The organism is Pseudomonas asgharzadehiana, from assembly GCF_019139815.1.
In the GTDB taxonomy this organism is placed as follows: domain Bacteria; phylum Pseudomonadota; class Gammaproteobacteria; order Pseudomonadales; family Pseudomonadaceae; genus Aquipseudomonas; species Aquipseudomonas asgharzadehiana.
In genome coordinates this window covers 1,321,036-1,337,126 of the sequence record NZ_CP077079.1, presented here as the reverse complement: position 1 = coordinate 1,337,126, position 16,091 = coordinate 1,321,036, and the positions used below count along the sequence as shown (strand labels likewise).

Annotated in this window: 16 protein-coding genes; 6 read left to right on the top strand and 10 right to left on the bottom strand. The window is 62.8% G+C overall.

What is annotated here, in order from left to right; genetic code table 11:
* Window positions 1–3: 3 nt before the first annotated feature.
* The 5 genes from KSS96_RS06070 to KSS96_RS06050 form a co-directional block, all read right to left on the bottom strand.
* Entirely contained in the window at window positions 4–753 is a 750-nt protein-coding gene (locus KSS96_RS06070; protein WP_017526286.1) for an SDR family NAD(P)-dependent oxidoreductase, read from the bottom strand.
* Between the two features lie 71 nt (window positions 754–824).
* A complete protein-coding gene (locus KSS96_RS06065; RefSeq protein ID WP_137219956.1) occupies window positions 825–1,586 on the bottom strand; it encodes an SDR family NAD(P)-dependent oxidoreductase in 762 nt (253 codons plus the stop codon).
* 10 nt (window positions 1,587–1,596) lie between these two features.
* Complete coding sequence (locus KSS96_RS06060; protein WP_017526284.1) at window positions 1,597–2,937, bottom strand: MFS transporter; 1,341 nt, start codon at window positions 2,935–2,937, stop codon at window positions 1,597–1,599.
* A gap of 32 nt (window positions 2,938–2,969) precedes the next feature.
* On the bottom strand, window positions 2,970–3,848 hold the full coding sequence (locus KSS96_RS06055) for a polysaccharide deacetylase family protein (protein ID WP_065877231.1): 879 nt from the start codon (window positions 3,846–3,848) through the stop codon (window positions 2,970–2,972).
* Window positions 3,849–3,859: 11 nt separating this feature from the next.
* Entirely contained in the window at window positions 3,860–5,182 is a 1,323-nt protein-coding gene (locus KSS96_RS06050; protein ID WP_068937546.1) for an amidase, read from the bottom strand.
* A 342-nt stretch (window positions 5,183–5,524) separates the two neighbouring features.
* Between KSS96_RS06050 and KSS96_RS06045 the strand changes: the two genes are divergently transcribed.
* From KSS96_RS06045 to KSS96_RS06030, 4 genes are all read left to right on the top strand, one after another.
* Window positions 5,525–6,514, top strand: a complete 990-nt coding sequence (locus KSS96_RS06045) for a GntR family transcriptional regulator (protein WP_017526281.1) — start codon at window positions 5,525–5,527, stop codon at window positions 6,512–6,514.
* A 130-nt stretch (window positions 6,515–6,644) separates the two neighbouring features.
* A complete protein-coding gene (gene lon / locus KSS96_RS06040; RefSeq protein ID WP_017526280.1) occupies window positions 6,645–9,065 on the top strand; it encodes an endopeptidase La in 2,421 nt (806 codons plus the stop codon).
* Window positions 9,066–9,255: 190 nt separating this feature from the next.
* On the top strand, window positions 9,256–9,645 hold the full coding sequence (locus KSS96_RS06035; RefSeq protein WP_017526279.1) for a protease inhibitor I42 family protein: 390 nt from the start codon (window positions 9,256–9,258) through the stop codon (window positions 9,643–9,645).
* A gap of 1 nt (window position 9,646) precedes the next feature.
* Window positions 9,647–10,318, top strand: a complete 672-nt coding sequence (locus KSS96_RS06030; RefSeq protein ID WP_017526278.1) for a lysoplasmalogenase — start codon at window positions 9,647–9,649, stop codon at window positions 10,316–10,318.
* On the opposite strand, the gene KSS96_RS06025 is transcribed toward KSS96_RS06030, so the two are convergent.
* Complete coding sequence (locus tag KSS96_RS06025) at window positions 10,291–10,695, bottom strand: hypothetical protein (RefSeq protein WP_223271439.1); 405 nt, start codon at window positions 10,693–10,695, stop codon at window positions 10,291–10,293. The two genes, KSS96_RS06030 and KSS96_RS06025, sit on opposite strands and share 28 nt — an antisense overlap.
* 152 nt (window positions 10,696–10,847) lie before the next feature.
* On the opposite strand from KSS96_RS06025, the gene cmoA reads away from it, so the two are divergent.
* Complete coding sequence (cmoA, locus tag KSS96_RS06020) at window positions 10,848–11,591, top strand: carboxy-S-adenosyl-L-methionine synthase CmoA (RefSeq protein WP_017526276.1); 744 nt, start codon at window positions 10,848–10,850, stop codon at window positions 11,589–11,591.
* The gene (gene cmoB / locus KSS96_RS06015) at window positions 11,588–12,544 is read left to right on the top strand and encodes a tRNA 5-methoxyuridine(34)/uridine 5-oxyacetic acid(34) synthase CmoB (RefSeq protein ID WP_068937547.1); all 957 of its coding nucleotides are present in this window, start codon (window positions 11,588–11,590) and stop codon (window positions 12,542–12,544) included. Before cmoA ends, cmoB begins: the two co-directional genes overlap by 4 nt.
* A gap of 43 nt (window positions 12,545–12,587) precedes the next feature.
* Here cmoB and tadA read toward each other — a convergent pair whose 3' ends face one another.
* The 4 genes from tadA to recO all read right to left on the bottom strand — a co-directional run bounded on the left by tadA (window position 12,588) and on the right by recO (window position 16,061).
* On the bottom strand, window positions 12,588–13,097 hold the full coding sequence (gene tadA, locus KSS96_RS06010; protein ID WP_065877234.1) for a tRNA adenosine(34) deaminase TadA: 510 nt from the start codon (window positions 13,095–13,097) through the stop codon (window positions 12,588–12,590).
* The gene (locus KSS96_RS06005; RefSeq protein WP_135196394.1) at window positions 13,097–14,473 is read right to left on the bottom strand and encodes a multicopper oxidase family protein; all 1,377 of its coding nucleotides are present in this window, start codon (window positions 14,471–14,473) and stop codon (window positions 13,097–13,099) included. The genes tadA and KSS96_RS06005 overlap by 1 nt, the downstream gene beginning before the upstream one ends.
* A 103-nt stretch (window positions 14,474–14,576) precedes the next feature.
* On the bottom strand, window positions 14,577–15,320 hold the full coding sequence (gene pdxJ / locus KSS96_RS06000; protein ID WP_065877236.1) for a pyridoxine 5'-phosphate synthase: 744 nt from the start codon (window positions 15,318–15,320) through the stop codon (window positions 14,577–14,579).
* 51 nt (window positions 15,321–15,371) lie between these two features.
* Complete coding sequence (recO, locus tag KSS96_RS05995; RefSeq protein WP_065877237.1) at window positions 15,372–16,061, bottom strand: DNA repair protein RecO; 690 nt, start codon at window positions 16,059–16,061, stop codon at window positions 15,372–15,374.
* Window positions 16,062–16,091 lie beyond the last annotated feature (30 nt).

Sequence of the window (16,091 nt, the reverse complement as noted above, 5' to 3'; positions counted from 1 at the left end):
CGCTCATGGCATGACATCGCCGGAGTTGGGGCCCAGGGTCTGGCCGACGAACAGGTTGCCGCCCGGTTCGCTGGCGAGCAGCACGGCGGTGGGCGCCACTTCATCCGCCAGGCCGAAGCGGCCCAGGGGCAGTTCGGCGGCCTTGGCGCGTTTCCATTCGGCGCTGATCCCGCCCACCAACGGCGTTTCAATCGGGCCAGGGGCGATGGCGTTGACCAGCACATTGTCCTTGGCCACTTCCAGGGCCAGGGACTTGGTAAAGCCGATCACCCCCGCCTTGGCCGCCGCGTAGTGAGTCAGCTCGGCACCGCCCTTGATACCCAGTTGCGAGGCGACGTTGATGATCCGCCCCCAGCGCTGCGCGAGCATGTGCGGCAGGGCACGTTGGCTGGCGACGAACACGCTGGTCAGGTCGACGCGCAGCATGTCGTTCCACATGTCGATGGACAGGTCGACGCAACGTGCCTGCGTGAGCATGCCGGCGTTGTTGACCAGGATATCGATGCCGCCGAAGTGCTCGACGCAACGGTCGACACTGGCCTGGGCGCCTTCGACCGTGCCGACATCGGCCAGGCACTCGAACACCTCGGCGCCGAGGTTGCGACAGGTGATCGCGGTTTCGGCGAGGCTGGCGGCGTTGCGGTCGGCCAACACCAGGCGCGCGCCTTCAGCCGCATAGGCACGGGCAATGGCGGCGCCGATACCGCTGCCGGCACCAGTGATGACGGCGCGGCGGTTAGAAAGTTGGGGCATATACCTATCTCCTAAAGCAAACACAGGTCCAATGTGGGAGCCCCCTCCCACAATTGGATTGAGTACATCCGTCAGTCGGGCCAGCGTACGGTCAAGCCGCCGTCGATGACGATGCTTTGGCCTGTGAGGTAACTTGAGGCTTCACTGGTCAGGAACTGCACCAGCGACGCCACTTCATCCGCGCGCCCGACCCGGCCCAGCGGGATCGAGCGCGCCGCTTTGGCCAAGCCCTGCGGGCCCAACGAGTTCTTTGCATCCAGCGACTGCGGCGTCTCGATCAACCCAGGGATCACCGCATTGCAACGAATGCCCCTGGCCGCCAGTTCCACCGCCAGCGAACGGCATAACCCCGGCACACCGGCCTTGGCGGCGGCATAGTGTGAGTGCTCCTGCCAGCCATACACGCCACCGGCAATCGAGGAAATCGCCACCAGCGCGCCGCCGTCATGCATATGCCGGGTCGCGGCGCGGAAGGTACGCATCACCCCGGTCAGGTCGACGTTGAGCATCTCGTCCCACAGCGCATCCGTCATTTCCAGCAGTGGCGCACGGCGCAGCAAACCGGCGTTGGCCACCGCGTAATCCAGCCGGCCAAAGTGCTGCACGGCTTGCGCGGCCAGTGCGTCTACCGAGGCGGTATCGCCCACATCCAACGCCAGCATCAGGCACGCGCCACCGGCCTGTTCCACCAGGGCGACGGTACTTTGCGGGTCATGCGGGTCGGTCGGGTAATACCCGCCCACCACCGCCACGCCCACTCGCGCGTAGGCCACCGCGAGGGCTTGGCCGATGCCGCTGGCGGCACCGGTGATCAAGGCAACTTTACGGCTCATCTCACACTCCTTACTGAACGGTTTCCGGGCGCACATGGCGCGCGGCAAACATCAACATGCCGGACAAAAAGCACGGCACCGCGCCGAACCAGAGGGCGGCGGTCTGCCAGTCGCTACCGGCGGACAACACTTGGGTGGCACCGAAGCCTGCAACCACCGCACCGATCGGGCCCATGGCGTGGATGATCGCGCCACCGGTGGCACGAATGCTGGTGGGGAAACTTTCGCTGATGAAGAACAGCGCCGCCGAGTACGGCCCGATCAGGAAGAACAGGCCCAGGCTGTACAGCCCGACCACCATCGCCATGTTGCTCGGGCCGAACAGCATCCCGGCAAACGACAGGCCGCCGAGCATCCAGCCGAGGCCGATCACGTTGCGCCGGCCAATCTTGTCGCCCATCCAGCCGTGGCTGAGGTAACCGCAGTAACCCACCAGGTTCGACAGCACGAGGATGATCAGCGAGTTCTCGAACGAGATGTGGTGCACGCTGACGATCACCGAGGTACCCAACACACTGAACACCTGGATCGCCGCCCAGTTGAGCAACAGCGCGGCGCCGATCACCAACGTGGCGCGACGGGCCGGGCCACGGAACGCCGCCTTGAGGCCGGCCTTGCTGTGTTCGTCGTAGTCGACGCCGTAGGTGATGGCGACGTTTTGCGCTTCGCTCACCGCGCCGCTTTTACGCAGTTGGCTGATGCGTTCGTGGATCTGGAACTGCGGGCTTTCCTTGAGCTTGCGCGCCATGATCGCGATCACAATCGCCGGGATCGCCGCGAAGATGAAGCAGCCCTGCCAGCCGATGATCGGCAGCAACAGCGCGGTCAAGCCGGCGGCGATCAACGCCCCCACCGGCCAGCCGCCCTGCACCAGGCTGTAGATAAAGCCGCGACGCTGGGTCAGCCGCGGGTCTTCGGAGGCGCCATATAACTCGGTCAAATAGGTGGCGTTGACGGTTTCTTCGGCATAACCCAGGCCGCCCAGCGAACGGATCAGAATCAGCGGCGACTTGCCCCAGGCCCCGCCAATCGCGGTCAGCGCCGAGCACAATGCGGAACCGGCCACGGTGAAAATAATCCCTTTGCGTCGCCCCAGTTTGTCGACGATCGGCCCGATGGCCAAAGCGACGACGGCGGTCCCCACCGCCACCCAGGTCGCGATTTGTGCTTGCTCCACTTCGCCCCAACCGAAGTGCCGGCCGATCTCCGGCAGCAAGGTGCCGAACAGGATGAAGTCGTACACCGCAAACACCCAGGCGAAAAACGCGATCCAGGTGGCGAAACGCACTTCCTGGGACGTCAGTTGCCGGGGTTTCCAGCCAGTCAGATCAAGCTTGTTGTAGATGGACATAATCGCGCCTCGAGGGTGGGGGGGGCAGAAGGTCAGGAACGGGGTTGGCGGCGGATAAAGTCGTCGGCGATTTCGTCGAAGGTGACGAAGCGCACGCCGGCATGGCTCTGGATGTGTTCGATCAGGCGCTCAAGCATCAACAGCACTTGCGGGCGGCCGGACACGTCGGGGTGGATGGTCATGGTGAACACCGCGTGTTCGTGTTCGCGGTAGACCCAGTCGAACTGGTCGCGCCACATTTCTTCGAGGTGACGCGGGTTGACGAAGCCGTGGCTGTTGGGGGCTTTCTTGATGAACATCATCGGCGGCAGGTCGTCGAGGTACCAGTTGGCCGGGATCTCCACCAGGTCGGTTTCTTCGCCGCGCACCAGGGGTTTCATCCAGGTGTCGGGGTGCTGGCTGTAGTCGATCTTGGTCCAGCTGTCGCCCTTGCGCACGTAGTAGGGATGGAAGTCGTTGTGCATCAGGCTGTGGTCGTACTTGATGCCTTTTTTCAGCAGCAGCTCGTTGGTGACCTTGCTGAATTCCCACCAGGGCGCGACGTAGCCGGTGGGGCGTTTGCCAGTGACCTGGGTGATCAGGTCGATGGACTTGTCGAGCACGATTTCTTCCTGCTCGGCGGTCATCGCGATGGGGTTTTCGTGGCTGTAGCCATGCACGCCGATTTCGTGGCCGGCGTCGGCCACGGCTTTCATCTGCTCGGGGAAGGTTTCCATCGAGTGGCCAGGGATAAACCAGGTGGTGCGCAGGCCGTAGCGTTCGAACAATTTGAGCAGGCGCGGCGCGCCGACTTCACCGGCGAACAGGCCACGGGAGATGTCGTCCGGCGAGTCTTCGCCGCCGTAGGAACCGAGCCAGCCGGCGACGGCGTCAACGTCGACGCCAAATGCACAGAGGATGTCTTTAGCCATGGTGTGTCTCCTTAAACGTTAAGTACGGATTCGACGGACAGGGCCGCGCGCAACAGGCGCGCGTCTTCTCCCGTCGGGGCGCTGAGCAGCAGCCCGGTGGGCAAGCCCAGGGCATCGTGGCCACTGGGCAGGTTCACGCCGGGCATGTCGAGCAGACTGCCGGGCATGGTCAGGCGCAGGGTGGCGAGGTTGGTGCTGACGAACAGCGCGTCGTCGGCTTCCAGCGGTGCCAGGGCCGGCGCGACATGGGCGACGGTTGGCGTGATGAGGACGGCGCCATCCAGGTCATCGATCAGTTGCTGTTGCAGGCGTTGGCGGGCGTCGATCAAGTGCATGAGTTGGCTGGCGGGCAGCGACCGCGCCGCTTCGAGGCGACGGCGTACGCGGGGGTCGAGCTGCTCGGCATCGTGGCTGTCCAGCAAGGTTTCGTGCAGGGCGAAGGCCTCGAAGGCGCCGAGCCAGCCGTGGTGCTTGATCAGGGCCAGGGTGGCCTGGAACGTCGGGCATTCGCGTTCTTCGATCAGCGCGCCCTGGGCCTTGAGTTGTTCCACGGCGCGCAGCAGGTTATTGCGCACGGCCGGTTCGACATCCTGTTGCGCCAACACAAAGCGCTGGCCTTTGAGCGGGCGCGCGCGGTGGGTTTGGGTGCGGCCATGCAACAGATCATCGATGGCCAGTGCATCGCGCACACTGCGGGTCAGTGGGCCGAGGCTATCGAGGGTGCGCGCCAGCGGGAACACGCCGTCACGGCTGTAGCGTAGGCTGCTGCTGCGGTAACCGACCAGGCCATTGAGCGCCGCCGGAATACGGATGGAGCCGGCGGTATCGGTACCCATCGCGATCGGCACGATATTGGCCGCAACGGCCACCGCCGAACCGGATGACGAACCGCCGGGAATGCGCGGTTGGTCGACCCCACGCGGGTTGCGCGGCGTACCGAAATGCGGGTTGAGGCCGAGGCCCGAATAGGCCAGTTCGCTGAGGTTGGTCTTGCCGACGCTGACCATCCCGGCACGGCACAACAGGCCCACGCTGGGTGCATCGAGCAAGGCGGCGGGCGCGTTGCGACGGTAAGCGGCGCCGGCGGTGGTGACGCTGCCGGCTACATCGAACAGGTCTTTCCAGGCCAGGGGCACGCCATCGAACACACTCAACGGCTGGCCGGCACGCCAGCGTGCGGCGGCGGCTTTGGCTTCACGGCGCGCGCGCTCGAGGGTCAGGCTGATGAACACGCCGGCGTAGCGTCCCGCTTGGTCGATCGCGTGTTCGAGGGCTTGCACCGGGTCGCTGCGACCGCTGGCAAAATCCTCGGCCATTGACGTGGCGTCTGACATTGGGCTGCACCTCATAAAACGTACATATTAATAAAATGTACATTTTACAAAGGCAGATTCCGTGCCAGTCTTCAGGCAGGTGTTTTGGTCTTATCGGTTTTTTAGCCTGGACGTGCCGGCTAGATACGTAGGCTGACCGAAAAAATACGGCCGGGGCGGACCGATAGGCCTTCAATGGAATAATGTATCTTTTATTAATAAGTACATTTTGGTGCAGAAAAGTAACATTCTCGGCTTCAAGGCCCCAAAAAAGTGCCATCACCGTGGCGCAGAGTGACAGGCGCATCTATGAGAGAATCCCCGGCCACCGCCCTACATGCCCCAGAATTCTCAGAGAACGCGATGAAAGCAGTGTCCGCCTCGGCCTCCCGTTACGCGATGATTCACCAAGTGCTGCGTGATGCGATCGTCAACGGCACGGCGCGCCATGGGCTGGTGTTGCTGGAAGCCCCGCTGGCCGAGCTGTTCGGCACCAGCCGCGTGCCGGTGCGCAAGGCGCTGGACCTGCTGCACGCCGAAGGCCTGATCTGCCGTTTCAACGGGCGCGGTTACCTGATCAACCCCGACGGCCTGGCCATGGAGCCGCTGCGCCTGCCGCTGAGCCATGGGCAGTTGGGCCTGAACGATGAGGGTGAACTGGTGGACACGCGGCCGCTGGGCGAGCGCATCGTTGAGGAGATTGGCGCGGCGCTGTCCACCTGCATCGCTTTCGGCCATTACCGCCTGGATGAGCAAGCCGCCGCCGCCCATTACGGCGTCAGCCGCGCAGTGGTGCGTGAAGCGCTGATGCGCCTGCGCGACCGTGGCCTGGTCGAAAAGGAGCCCTACTCCCAATGGCTGGCCGGCCCGCTGACTGCCAGGGAAGTCACCGAAGACTACGAACTGCGCGCCTGCCTGGAGCCCGAAGCCCTGCGCCAAAGCGCACCGGACCTGGACCGCGACCTGCTCCAAGCCATGTTGCAACGCGTGCTCGACGCCCAGGACAGCCCGCAATGCAGCCTGGAAGCCATCGAGCAGATCGAAGAGGACCTGCACCAGCGCTGCCTGGCCGGGCTGCAGAACCGCAAGATCGCCGCGCTGATTCGCCAGGGCCAGAGCCCGATGATCATCAGCCGGATTTTCTACCGTTTGCTGGGGATCGGCGCTGATCCGGCGATGTTGGCTGAACATCGCTTGATTCTGGAGTTGTTGCTGCATGGCGCGTTTGATGCGGCGGCGTTGAATTTGCGCGAGCATTTGCAACGGGCCAGCCAGCGGATGTTGCAGCGGTTGAAGGTGCTTTCCGTACTTCCTGAACAACCGCTGCCCGCCTACCTGCATAAAATCAGCTGAGCAAGCCCCCTCCCACATTGACCGAGTCACATGCGAAATTTCATGCAAATTGTTGCTATGTCACCGCCCCCATTGAAACCACCATTGCCCTGCCCCATCTAAGCACCATACTTCCTGATGCAGGTGCCCCATGAGCGACCAGCAAGAATTCCCCGATTACGACCTCAACGACTACGCCGACCCCGAAAACGCTGAATCCCCTTCGTCCAATACGGGCCTGGCCCTGCCTGGGCAAAACCTGCCGGACAAGGTCTACATCATCCCGATCCACAACCGGCCGTTCTTCCCGGCGCAAGTGTTGCCGGTGATCGTCAATGAAGACCCGTGGGCCGAGACCCTGGAGCTGGTGAGCAAATCCGACCACCATTCCCTCGCGCTGTTTTTCATGGACACGCCGCCGGAAGATCCGCGCCACTTCGACACCTCCAGCCTGCCGCTGTACGGCACGCTGGTGAAGGTGCACCACGCCAGCCGTGAGAACGGCAAGCTGCAATTCGTTGCGCAGGGCCTGACGCGGGTGCGCATCAAGACCTGGCTCAAGCACCACCGCCCACCGTACCTGGTGGAAGTCGAATACCCGCACCAGCCCTCCGAGCCGACCGATGAGGTCAAGGCCTACGGCATGGCGCTGATCAACGCGATCAAGGAGCTGCTGCCGCTCAACCCGCTGTACAGCGAAGAGCTGAAAAACTACCTCAATCGCTTCAGCCCCAACGACCCGTCGCCGCTGACCGACTTTGCCGCCGCGCTGACCTCGGCCACCGGTAACGAATTGCAGGAAGTGCTGGACTGCGTGCCCATGCTCAAACGCATGGAGAAAGTGCTGCCGATGCTGCGCAAAGAGGTAGAGGTCGCACGCCTGCAAAAAGAACTTTCCGCCGAGGTGAACCGCAAGATCGGTGAGCACCAGCGCGAGTTTTTCCTCAAGGAACAGCTCAAGGTCATCCAGCAAGAGCTGGGCTTGACCAAGGACGACCGCAGTGCGGATGTCGAACAGTTCGAGCAACGGCTGCAAGGCAAGGTGCTGCCGGCCCAGGCGCAAAAACGTATTGATGAAGAACTCAATAAACTGTCGATCCTGGAAACCGGCTCGCCGGAATACGCGGTCACCCGCAATTACCTCGACTGGGCCACCGCAGTGCCGTGGGGCGTCTATGGCGAGGACAAACTCGACCTCAAACATGCGCGCAAGGTGTTGGATAAACACCATGCCGGCCTGGACGACATCAAGAGCCGTATCCTCGAATTCCTCGCGGTGGGAGCCTATAAAGGCGAAGTCGCCGGTTCCATCGTGCTGCTCGTTGGCCCGCCGGGCGTGGGCAAGACCAGCGTGGGCAAGTCCATCGCCGAGTCCCTGGGCCGACCGTTCTACCGCTTCAGCGTCGGCGGCATGCGCGACGAGGCCGAGATCAAGGGCCATCGCCGCACCTACATCGGCGCCCTGCCGGGCAAGCTGGTGCAGGCGCTTAAAGATGTGGAAGTGATGAACCCGGTGATCATGCTCGACGAGATCGACAAGATGGGCCAGAGCTTCCAGGGCGACCCGGCCTCCGCGCTGCTGGAAACCCTGGACCCGGAGCAGAACGTCGAATTTCTAGACCACTACCTGGACCTGCGCCTGGACCTGTCCAAAGTGCTGTTCGTGTGCACCGCCAACACCCTGGATTCGATCCCCGGCCCGTTGCTCGACCGTATGGAAGTGATTCGCCTGTCGGGCTATATCACCGAAGAAAAAGTCGCCATCGCCAAACGCCACCTGTGGCCCAAGCAGCTGGAAAAAGCCGGCGTGGCGAAAAACAGCCTGACCATCAGCGACGGCGCCCTGCGCGCATTGATCGACGGCTACGCCCGCGAAGCCGGGGTGCGTCAGTTGGAAAAACAGTTGGGCAAACTGGTGCGCAAAGCGGTAGTCAAGCTGCTGGATGAGCCGGACGCGGTGATCAAGATCGGCAACAAGGATCTGGAAAGCTCCCTGGGAATGCCGGTGTTTCGCAACGAGCAGGTACTGTCGGGCACCGGCGTGATCACAGGTTTGGCCTGGACCAGCATGGGCGGCGCGACATTGCCGATCGAAGCCACTCGCATCCACACGCTCAACCGTGGCTTCAAGCTCACCGGGCAGTTGGGTGAAGTGATGAAAGAGTCCGCCGAAATCGCCTACAGCTACATCAGCTCAAACCTGAAGTCGTTTGGCGGTGATCCGAAGTTCTTCGACGAAGCGTTCGTGCACTTGCACGTGCCGGAAGGCGCCACACCGAAGGACGGCCCGAGCGCCGGCGTGACCATGGCCAGTGCGCTGTTGTCGTTGGCGCGCAACCAGCCGCCGAAAAAAGGCGTGGCCATGACCGGCGAACTGACATTGACCGGGCACGTGCTGCCGATTGGCGGTGTGCGTGAAAAGGTGATTGCGGCGCGGCGCCAGAAGATCCATGAGCTGATTTTGCCGGAGCCCAATCGCGGCAGCTTTGAAGAGTTGCCGGACTACCTGAAGGAAGGCATGACCGTGCACTTTGCCAAGCGCTTTGCGGATGTGGCGAAGGTGCTTTTCTGATAAATCTGCAGCGTCTGTGAAGGCCGCATCGGGAGCAAGCCCCCTCCCACTTTTGAATGTGTTCACACATCAAAATGTGGGAGGGGGCTTGCCCCCGATGAAGCCCACCCCGCCAACACCCCACCCGCCTGTCACACCTTGCCCCATCTTCGGTTATGCTCGCCCTTCGTCGTGTCTAAACGGAGCCCTCATGACCGCTGCCCGCCTGCTTCTCCCCTTGAGCCTTGCCCTGCTGGCCGCATGCGCCAGCGCGCCGAAGCAACACGTCACCGTGGAAAACCAGAGCGCCTGCCCGCTCCAGCTTAAAAACGGGCAAACCCTGATCCTGACGCTGCCAAGCAACCCCACCACCGGCTACCGCTGGGCCATCCAGGATTCCGCCGGCGGCGTGCTGCGCGCGCTGAGCCCCGAGGTCTACAGCAGCACGGAATCGGGGGTGATCGGTGGCGGTGGCCAGTCGACTTGGCGCTTCCAGGCCTTCGCCGCCGGCCAGGGCCGTTTGCGCCTGACCTCTCAACAACCCTGGGAACCGGAGGCCGAACCGGTCGAGACCTTCGACTGCGCCATTACGGTGAACTGATATGCCCTGGCTGATTCTGGCGTTGATGGGCGCCGCCACGTTTGTCTACGGCCTGACCACCCATGCCACGCTGCTCTGCCTGCTGGTCAAACCCTTGCCGGTGCTGGCGCTGCTGGGCTGGTTGCATGATGCACCGCCCACCGACTATCGACGCTGGATCAGCCTTGGGCTGATTTTTTCCCTGGTGGGCGATGTGTTGCTCGCCTGGCCGGGCGACCTGTTTATCTTCGGCCTTGGCGCGTTTCTGTGTGCGCACCTGGCGTACCTCAAAGCCTATTTCAGCGATTGCCGACGTTTGGCCCTGCTGCCGTTGGTACTGGCGCTGGGCGTGGGCGCGATCCTGTTGAGCATCCTGATCGCCCATGGCCTGGGCGACTTGCTGATTCCCGTGGTGGTTTACGCCCTGGTGATCAGCGCCATGCTCTGGCGCGCCCTCGCCCGCCTCGGCAGCCAGGTGCCGCAACGCTCGGCACTGCTGGCGGCAGCGGGCGCGGTGTCGTTTGTGCTTTCCGACACACTGATTGGCATCAATCGCTTTGTGGTGGCGTTCGATGCGGCGCCGTATTTGCTGATCGCCACGTACTGGCTGGGCCAGTGGGGTATCACTGCATCTGCGTTCAGCCAGCGACACGCCAAGGACGAAGCCTACAATCGCTCCAAGGTGGATTTGTAGCTGACCACGGTATAGGCCAACTGGGCTTCGATGGCCTTCTTCAACAGCGCTTTTTCGGCGTCTTTTTCGGCGTTTTTTGCCGGGTCCGTGTTGTCTCGCACGCCCAGATCAAGGCGTCTGGCTTCCAGCGTCAACAGCTTTATCGCATCCGCCAGGATGTCGGCTGCGTTGGAAATAATGCGCAAGTTATCGTTTAAGGCCAGACGCTTGTTCTTAGCAACGTCATCATCGGAACGTTTTCTGAACTCAATGAACTCCACTGGCGAAACACGCTCGTCTTTGAGGATGGCTTTGATTTGCGCATCCAACTCGGAATCGGTAGAAGCAATTGTAAGACTCATGTCCATACCCTCTGGCGATTTAACGGTGCGATTCACCGACTCGTTAAGCTAGGTCGCCTAATGTCAGGGCGTCTACTGTCAGAGTTGACAGGTAGCTCACACGACTGACTAACGGTCCGATCAACCATGCACGCACCGGCCAACTTGGCTAAAATGCCGGCCTTTCCCCCTTCGTCGCCGGAACAACCGTGAGCAAAGAACCCGATCGCCTATTCGCCCAGCCCCTGCCCCAGGTGCCGGACTTCGCCTTTAACGAGGACGTGGTGCGGGTGTTCCCGGACATGATCAAACGCTCGGTGCCGGGTTACCCGACGATCGTCGAAAACCTTGGCGTACTCGCCGCGCAGTTTGCCCAGCCCCACAGTGTGCTCTACGACCTCGGTTCCTCCCTTGGCGCGGTGACCCAGGCGTTGCGCCGGCATGTACGTACCGACGGCTGCCGGGTGATCGCTGTGGATAACTCGGCAGCGATGGTCGAGCGTTGCCGTCAATACCTTAACGGCCAGGACTCGATGTTCCAGGAGCTGCTGCCGGTGGAGGTGGTCGAGGGCGATATCCTCGCGCTGCAGTTCCAGCCGGCCTCGGTGGTGGCGCTGAATTTCACCCTGCAATTCATCGCCCCGGCCGAGCGCCTGGCGCTGCTTGGGCGTATCCGCCAGGCGCTGCTGCCGGGCGGTGCGTTGATCCTCTCGGAAAAGCTGCGCTTCAACGATGTTGAAGAACATGCGTTGCTCACCGACCTGCATATCGCGTTCAAACGCGCCAACGGCTACAGCGAATTGGAAATCGCCCAGAAGCGCAGCGCCATCGAAAACGTCATGAAGCCCGACAGCCTCGAAGAACATCGCGAACGCCTGCTGGCGGCCGGGTTTTCGAAAGTCGTGCCGTGGTTCCAGTGTCTTAACTTTGCCTCGTTGATTGCCTTGCCATGATTGATTTGTCCCCCCTCGCCCGCCATCTGGTCGGCACTCCCCTGGCCGTTTGGGCCCAGGGCCTGCAAGCGCAGCTCGACAGCAAGATGGAGAAAGGTCATGGCGACCTGGAGCGCTGGCAAAGTGCGCTGGATGCACTGCCCAAGGTTCAGCCCAGCGACGTCGACTTGCTCAATGGCCTGACCCTGGACACCGACTGCGACGACGCCACCCGCACGCAAATGCACAGCGCGTTGATGGGGTTGAGCCCATGGCGCAAAGGCCCGTTCCACCTGTTCGGGGTGCATGTGGACACCGAATGGCGCTCGGACTGGAAGTGGTCCCGCGTGGCGCCGCACCTGAACCTCAAGGGCAAGCGCATCCTCGATGTGGGCTGCGGCAACGGTTACTACATGTGGCGCATGCTCGGCGCCGGCGCCGACAGCGTGATTGGCGTGGACCCCAACTGGCTGTTCTTCTGCCAGTTCCAGGCCGTGCAGCGTTACCTGTCAGAGCCCAAGGCCTGGCACCTGCCGTTCCCGTTCGAAGACTTGCCGGCAAACCTGGAGGGCTTCGATACGGTGTTTTCCATGGGTGTGTTTTATCACCGCCGCTCGCCGATCGAGCATCTGCTGGCGCTCAAGGACACCCTGGTCAAGGGCGGCGAGTTGGTGTTGGAAACCCTGGTGGTTGAAGGTGATCAGCAACAGGTGCTGGTGCCGGAAGACCGCTATGCGCAGATGCGTAATGTGTGGTTCCTGCCATCGGTGCCGGCGCTGATGCTCTGGCTGCGCCGCGCCGGTTTCAGCGATGTGCGCTGCGTGGATGTGAGCGTGACCACGGTGGAGGAACAGCGGGGCACGGAGTGGATGAAGTATCAGTCGCTGAGTGATTTCCTCGACCCGGACGATCACAGCAAAACGATTGAAGGGCTGCCGGCGCCGATGCGGGCGGTGATTATCGCCAGGAAATAAACCGGTATAGATCCAATAGAGATCCCAATGTGGGAGGGGGCCCTCAGTGTTCTTTAGACAGTGGTGTTTTTGCTCTTCGGGCTTTGAAGAATTCGCTCAGGACCGTCCCGCACTCCTCGGCCAATACGCCGCCTTCATACAGAACCTTATGGTTGAGAAACCCCTGGGTAAAAAATTGCCCCTGGCTCTGCACGATACCCGCCTTGGGCTCCAGCGCACCGAACACCACCCGCGCCACGCGCGAATGTACGATCAAACCCGCGCACATGCTGCACGGTTCCAGCGTCACATACAGCGTGCTGCCCACCAGGCGATAGTTGCTGATGGCTTGCGCGGCGGCGCGGATGGCGACCATTTCGGCATGGGCGCTGGGGTCGTTGCCGCTGATCGGGCAGTTGAAGCCGCGGCCGATGATTTCACCGTCCTGCACCAGCACCGCGCCCACCGGCACTTCGCCCAGCGCGGCGCCTTGGGCGGCGAGGGCCAGCGCTTGGCGCATGAAGTGCTGGTCGCGGCTGCGGTCGATGATCGCGGCGGGGCGGATCTGGCGCATCACGCCACCTCGATGGCGGCCATCAGGCCGGTTTCCATATGGTCGATCACGTGGCAGTGGAACATCCACACACCCGGGTTATCCGCCACCAACGCCACCCGAGCGCGCTCGTTCTTGCCCAGCAGGTAGGTGTCGGTGAAATACGGGATCACCTTGTGGCGGTTCGAGGCGATCACCTTGAAGCTCATGCCGTGCAGGTGGATCGGGTGCTGGTACTGGGTCATGTTCTTCAATTCAAAAATGTAGCTCTTGCCCTTTTCCAGTTTGGCAATCGGGCGATCGGCACAGGTCTTGTCGGTGATGTCCCAGGCCTGGCCGTTGATCTGCCACAAACTGGGCGGCTTGCCGTTGTCCACCGACACCGAGCCGACCCATTCGAAATTGAAGTTGAGTTTCTCGGCATTGGCCAGGTCCGGTTCGGCCACGGGGTTGGCCGGCAATGCAGGCGGCCACTGGGTGGGCGCGTCGGTGTTGGCCACCGAGCGGAAGGTGCCCAGGCGCACCGGGCCGTTACGGATCGACAACTCTTCACCCGCCGGCGGCGCCTTGATCGCCAGGCAGATACGCATGCCGGGGCCCAGCCAGTATTCTTTGCCGAGGGGGCGCGGTTCGATGGGGTTGCCATCCAATGCGTAGATCTGCGCTTCAACGTCCGGAATGTTGAGGCGATAGGTCAGGGTGTTGTCGAGGTTGAGCAGGCGTACGCGCGTGATCTGCCCGGCCGGCAAATCGATCACCGCCTGGGACACACCATTGATGGTCGACAGCCGGCCGGCCGTGCCGCCGCGCGCCGCCTCACGGGGAATGCTGAAGGCCACGAAGGCGCCTTCCTCGTCCACGTGCCAGCTTTTCAGGCTGAGGGTGCGTTCGTACTTGAAGCCGGTGGGTTCGCGCTCTTCCACGATCAGCGGGCCGACCAGGCCACGGCCGAGTTCTTCGCTGCTGTTCACATGGGGGTGATACCAATAGCTGCCGGCGTCGGGCACCCGGAATTTGTAGTCGAAGTACTCACCGGGCAGCACCGGCAGTTGCGAGACGTAGGGCACGCCGTCCATTTCCAGCGGCAGACGGATACCGTGCCAGTGGATGGTGGTGGCGACCGGCAGGTGGTTGATGAAACGCACCCGCAGCCATTCGCCCTGGCGCACACGCAACTCGGTGCCCGGTGCCGACGGGCCGAAGGCCCAGGCGGGGGTCTTGTGGCCCGGCACCAGTTCCACGTCCAACGGTGCGGCAATCAGCTCGTAGTCGTGCCCCGCCTCGGCGTCGGCGACTTTTCCCAGCCAGTAGCGGTAGGCGCCGCCAGCGCCGGCACCGACTACGGCCAGGCCCGCAAGGCCACCCAGGATTTGTCGACGGGAAAAGGATCGGGACACAACAACCTCACGTATCAGCCGCAGGCCAGTGGCCTGCAAAGGGCAGATACGATACACCTGCATCGGCTAAACAGTAAGGCTTCGCATTGCCGCAGTGGCCCGATCAGCCCTTGGCGGCCGCCAGAATCAGGGCTTTCATCTCGGCAACCGCGCCTTTGAAGCCGACGAACAGTGCATGGGCCACCAGCGCATGGCCGATGTTCAGTTCGTTGATGCCCTTGATCGCGGCCACCGCTTCCACGTTGTGGTAATGCAGGCCATGGCCGGCGTTGACGATCAGGCCTTCGCCAAGCCCGCAGTTCACACCGTCGATGATGCGTTGCAGCTCATCGGCCACTTCAGTGGGCGTGGTGGCATCCGCGTAACGGCCGGTGTGCAGTTCGATGGCCGGCGCGCCGACCCGGCGCGAGGCTTCGATCTGGCGCTCGTCGGCGTCGATGAACAGCGACACTTCACTGCCGAGCTTCGACAGCCGCTCCACGGCAGCCTTGATCCGCGCTTCCTGGCCGGCCACATCCAGACCGCCTTCGGTGGTGAGTTCCTGGCGGGTTTCCGGGACCAGGCAGATATGCGCCGGACGAATGCGCTCGGCGAAGGCCATCATTTCTTCGGTGACACCCATTTCGAAGTTCATGCGGGTTTGCAGCACGTCCTTGAGCAGCAGCACGTCGCGCTCCTGAATGTGGCGGCGGTCTTCGCGCAGGTGCACCGTGATGCCGTCGGCGCCTGCTTCTTCGGCATCCAGCGCGGCCTTGACCGGGTCAGGGTAACGAGTGCCCCGAGCCTGGCGCAGGGTAGCGACGTGGTCGATGTTGACGCCGAGAAGAATGCGATTGCTGGTGGTCACGGAAGCGCTCCTGAAAGGGGAAAGAAACGCTGCACAGCATACACGGGGTTGTCAGGGCTTTCGAAACAACTCGCGGCTGACCAGCGGCCGTCCGCCCAAATGCACAGCCAGGGCCTGGCGCATCAAGCGCTTGGCGGCCGACAACGCGCCAGGGGCCGACCAGTCCGCTTCGCTCATGGCGAGCAATTCGGTGCCCTGGAACAGGCCCGGCTGCAGCAGGTACACGCGCTCCAGGCCCGCGTCCACTTGCAGACGGTACATGCCGTCGGCGGCGATGGGGTCGCCATGCAGGTCGTTGTTCAGTTCGAAGCCGTAACCCAGGTCATCCAGCAGGCGCCATTCGAATGCGCGCAGCAGTGGTTCCAACGGGCGACCTTCGGCCAGGGCCAACAGGGTGGCGGCGTAATGATCGAAGACCGCCGGATGCGGGTCTTCGGCGGGCAGCAGGCGGATCAGCAGTTCATTGAGGTAGAGACCGCTGAACAGCGCATCGCCATTGAGCCAGGCGGAGGTGCCGACGCTTTCCAGCCGGCCGACGTTTTTCAGCTCGCCCTTGCCACGAAACTCCACGTCCAACGCCACGAAGGGCCGTGCCTGCGTGCCCGCCTTGCCCCGCGCGCTGCGCAACACTGCGCGCAGGCGGCCCTGGGGCGTGAGGAAGTCCACCAGGGCGCTCGTCTCGCGGTAGGCGCGGCTGTGCAGGACGTAGGCGAGTTGGCTGGGGGGTGGGGATTGGGACATGGGTTCTCTATCTTGAAAACAATACAAACC

Bases quoted from the DNA above. Each gene is read 5' to 3' on its own strand.
- KSS96_RS06055 (WP_065877231.1), bottom strand. From the start codon at position 3,848: ATGGCTAAAGACATCCTCTGTGCATTTGGCGTCGACGTTGACGCCGTC.
- cmoB (WP_068937547.1), top strand. From the start codon at position 11,588: ATGATTGATTTGTCCCCCCTCGCCCGCCATCTGGTCGGCACTCCCCTG.
- KSS96_RS06035 (WP_017526279.1), top strand. From the start codon at position 9,256: ATGACCGCTGCCCGCCTGCTTCTCCCCTTGAGCCTTGCCCTGCTGGCC.
- recO (WP_065877237.1), bottom strand. From the start codon at position 16,061: ATGTCCCAATCCCCACCCCCCAGCCAACTCGCCTACGTCCTGCACAGC.
- KSS96_RS06070 (WP_017526286.1), bottom strand. From the start codon at position 753: ATGCCCCAACTTTCTAACCGCCGCGCCGTCATCACTGGTGCCGGCAGC.
- KSS96_RS06030 (WP_017526278.1), top strand. From the start codon at position 9,647: ATGCCCTGGCTGATTCTGGCGTTGATGGGCGCCGCCACGTTTGTCTAC.
- KSS96_RS06045 (WP_017526281.1), top strand. From the start codon at position 5,525: ATGAAAGCAGTGTCCGCCTCGGCCTCCCGTTACGCGATGATTCACCAA.
- KSS96_RS06050 (WP_068937546.1), bottom strand. From the start codon at position 5,182: ATGTCAGACGCCACGTCAATGGCCGAGGATTTTGCCAGCGGTCGCAGC.
- KSS96_RS06065 (WP_137219956.1), bottom strand. From the start codon at position 1,586: ATGAGCCGTAAAGTTGCCTTGATCACCGGTGCCGCCAGCGGCATCGGC.
- KSS96_RS06060 (WP_017526284.1), bottom strand. From the start codon at position 2,937: ATGTCCATCTACAACAAGCTTGATCTGACTGGCTGGAAACCCCGGCAA.
- lon (WP_017526280.1), top strand. From the start codon at position 6,645: ATGAGCGACCAGCAAGAATTCCCCGATTACGACCTCAACGACTACGCC.
- tadA (WP_065877234.1), bottom strand. From the start codon at position 13,097: ATGCGCCAGATCCGCCCCGCCGCGATCATCGACCGCAGCCGCGACCAG.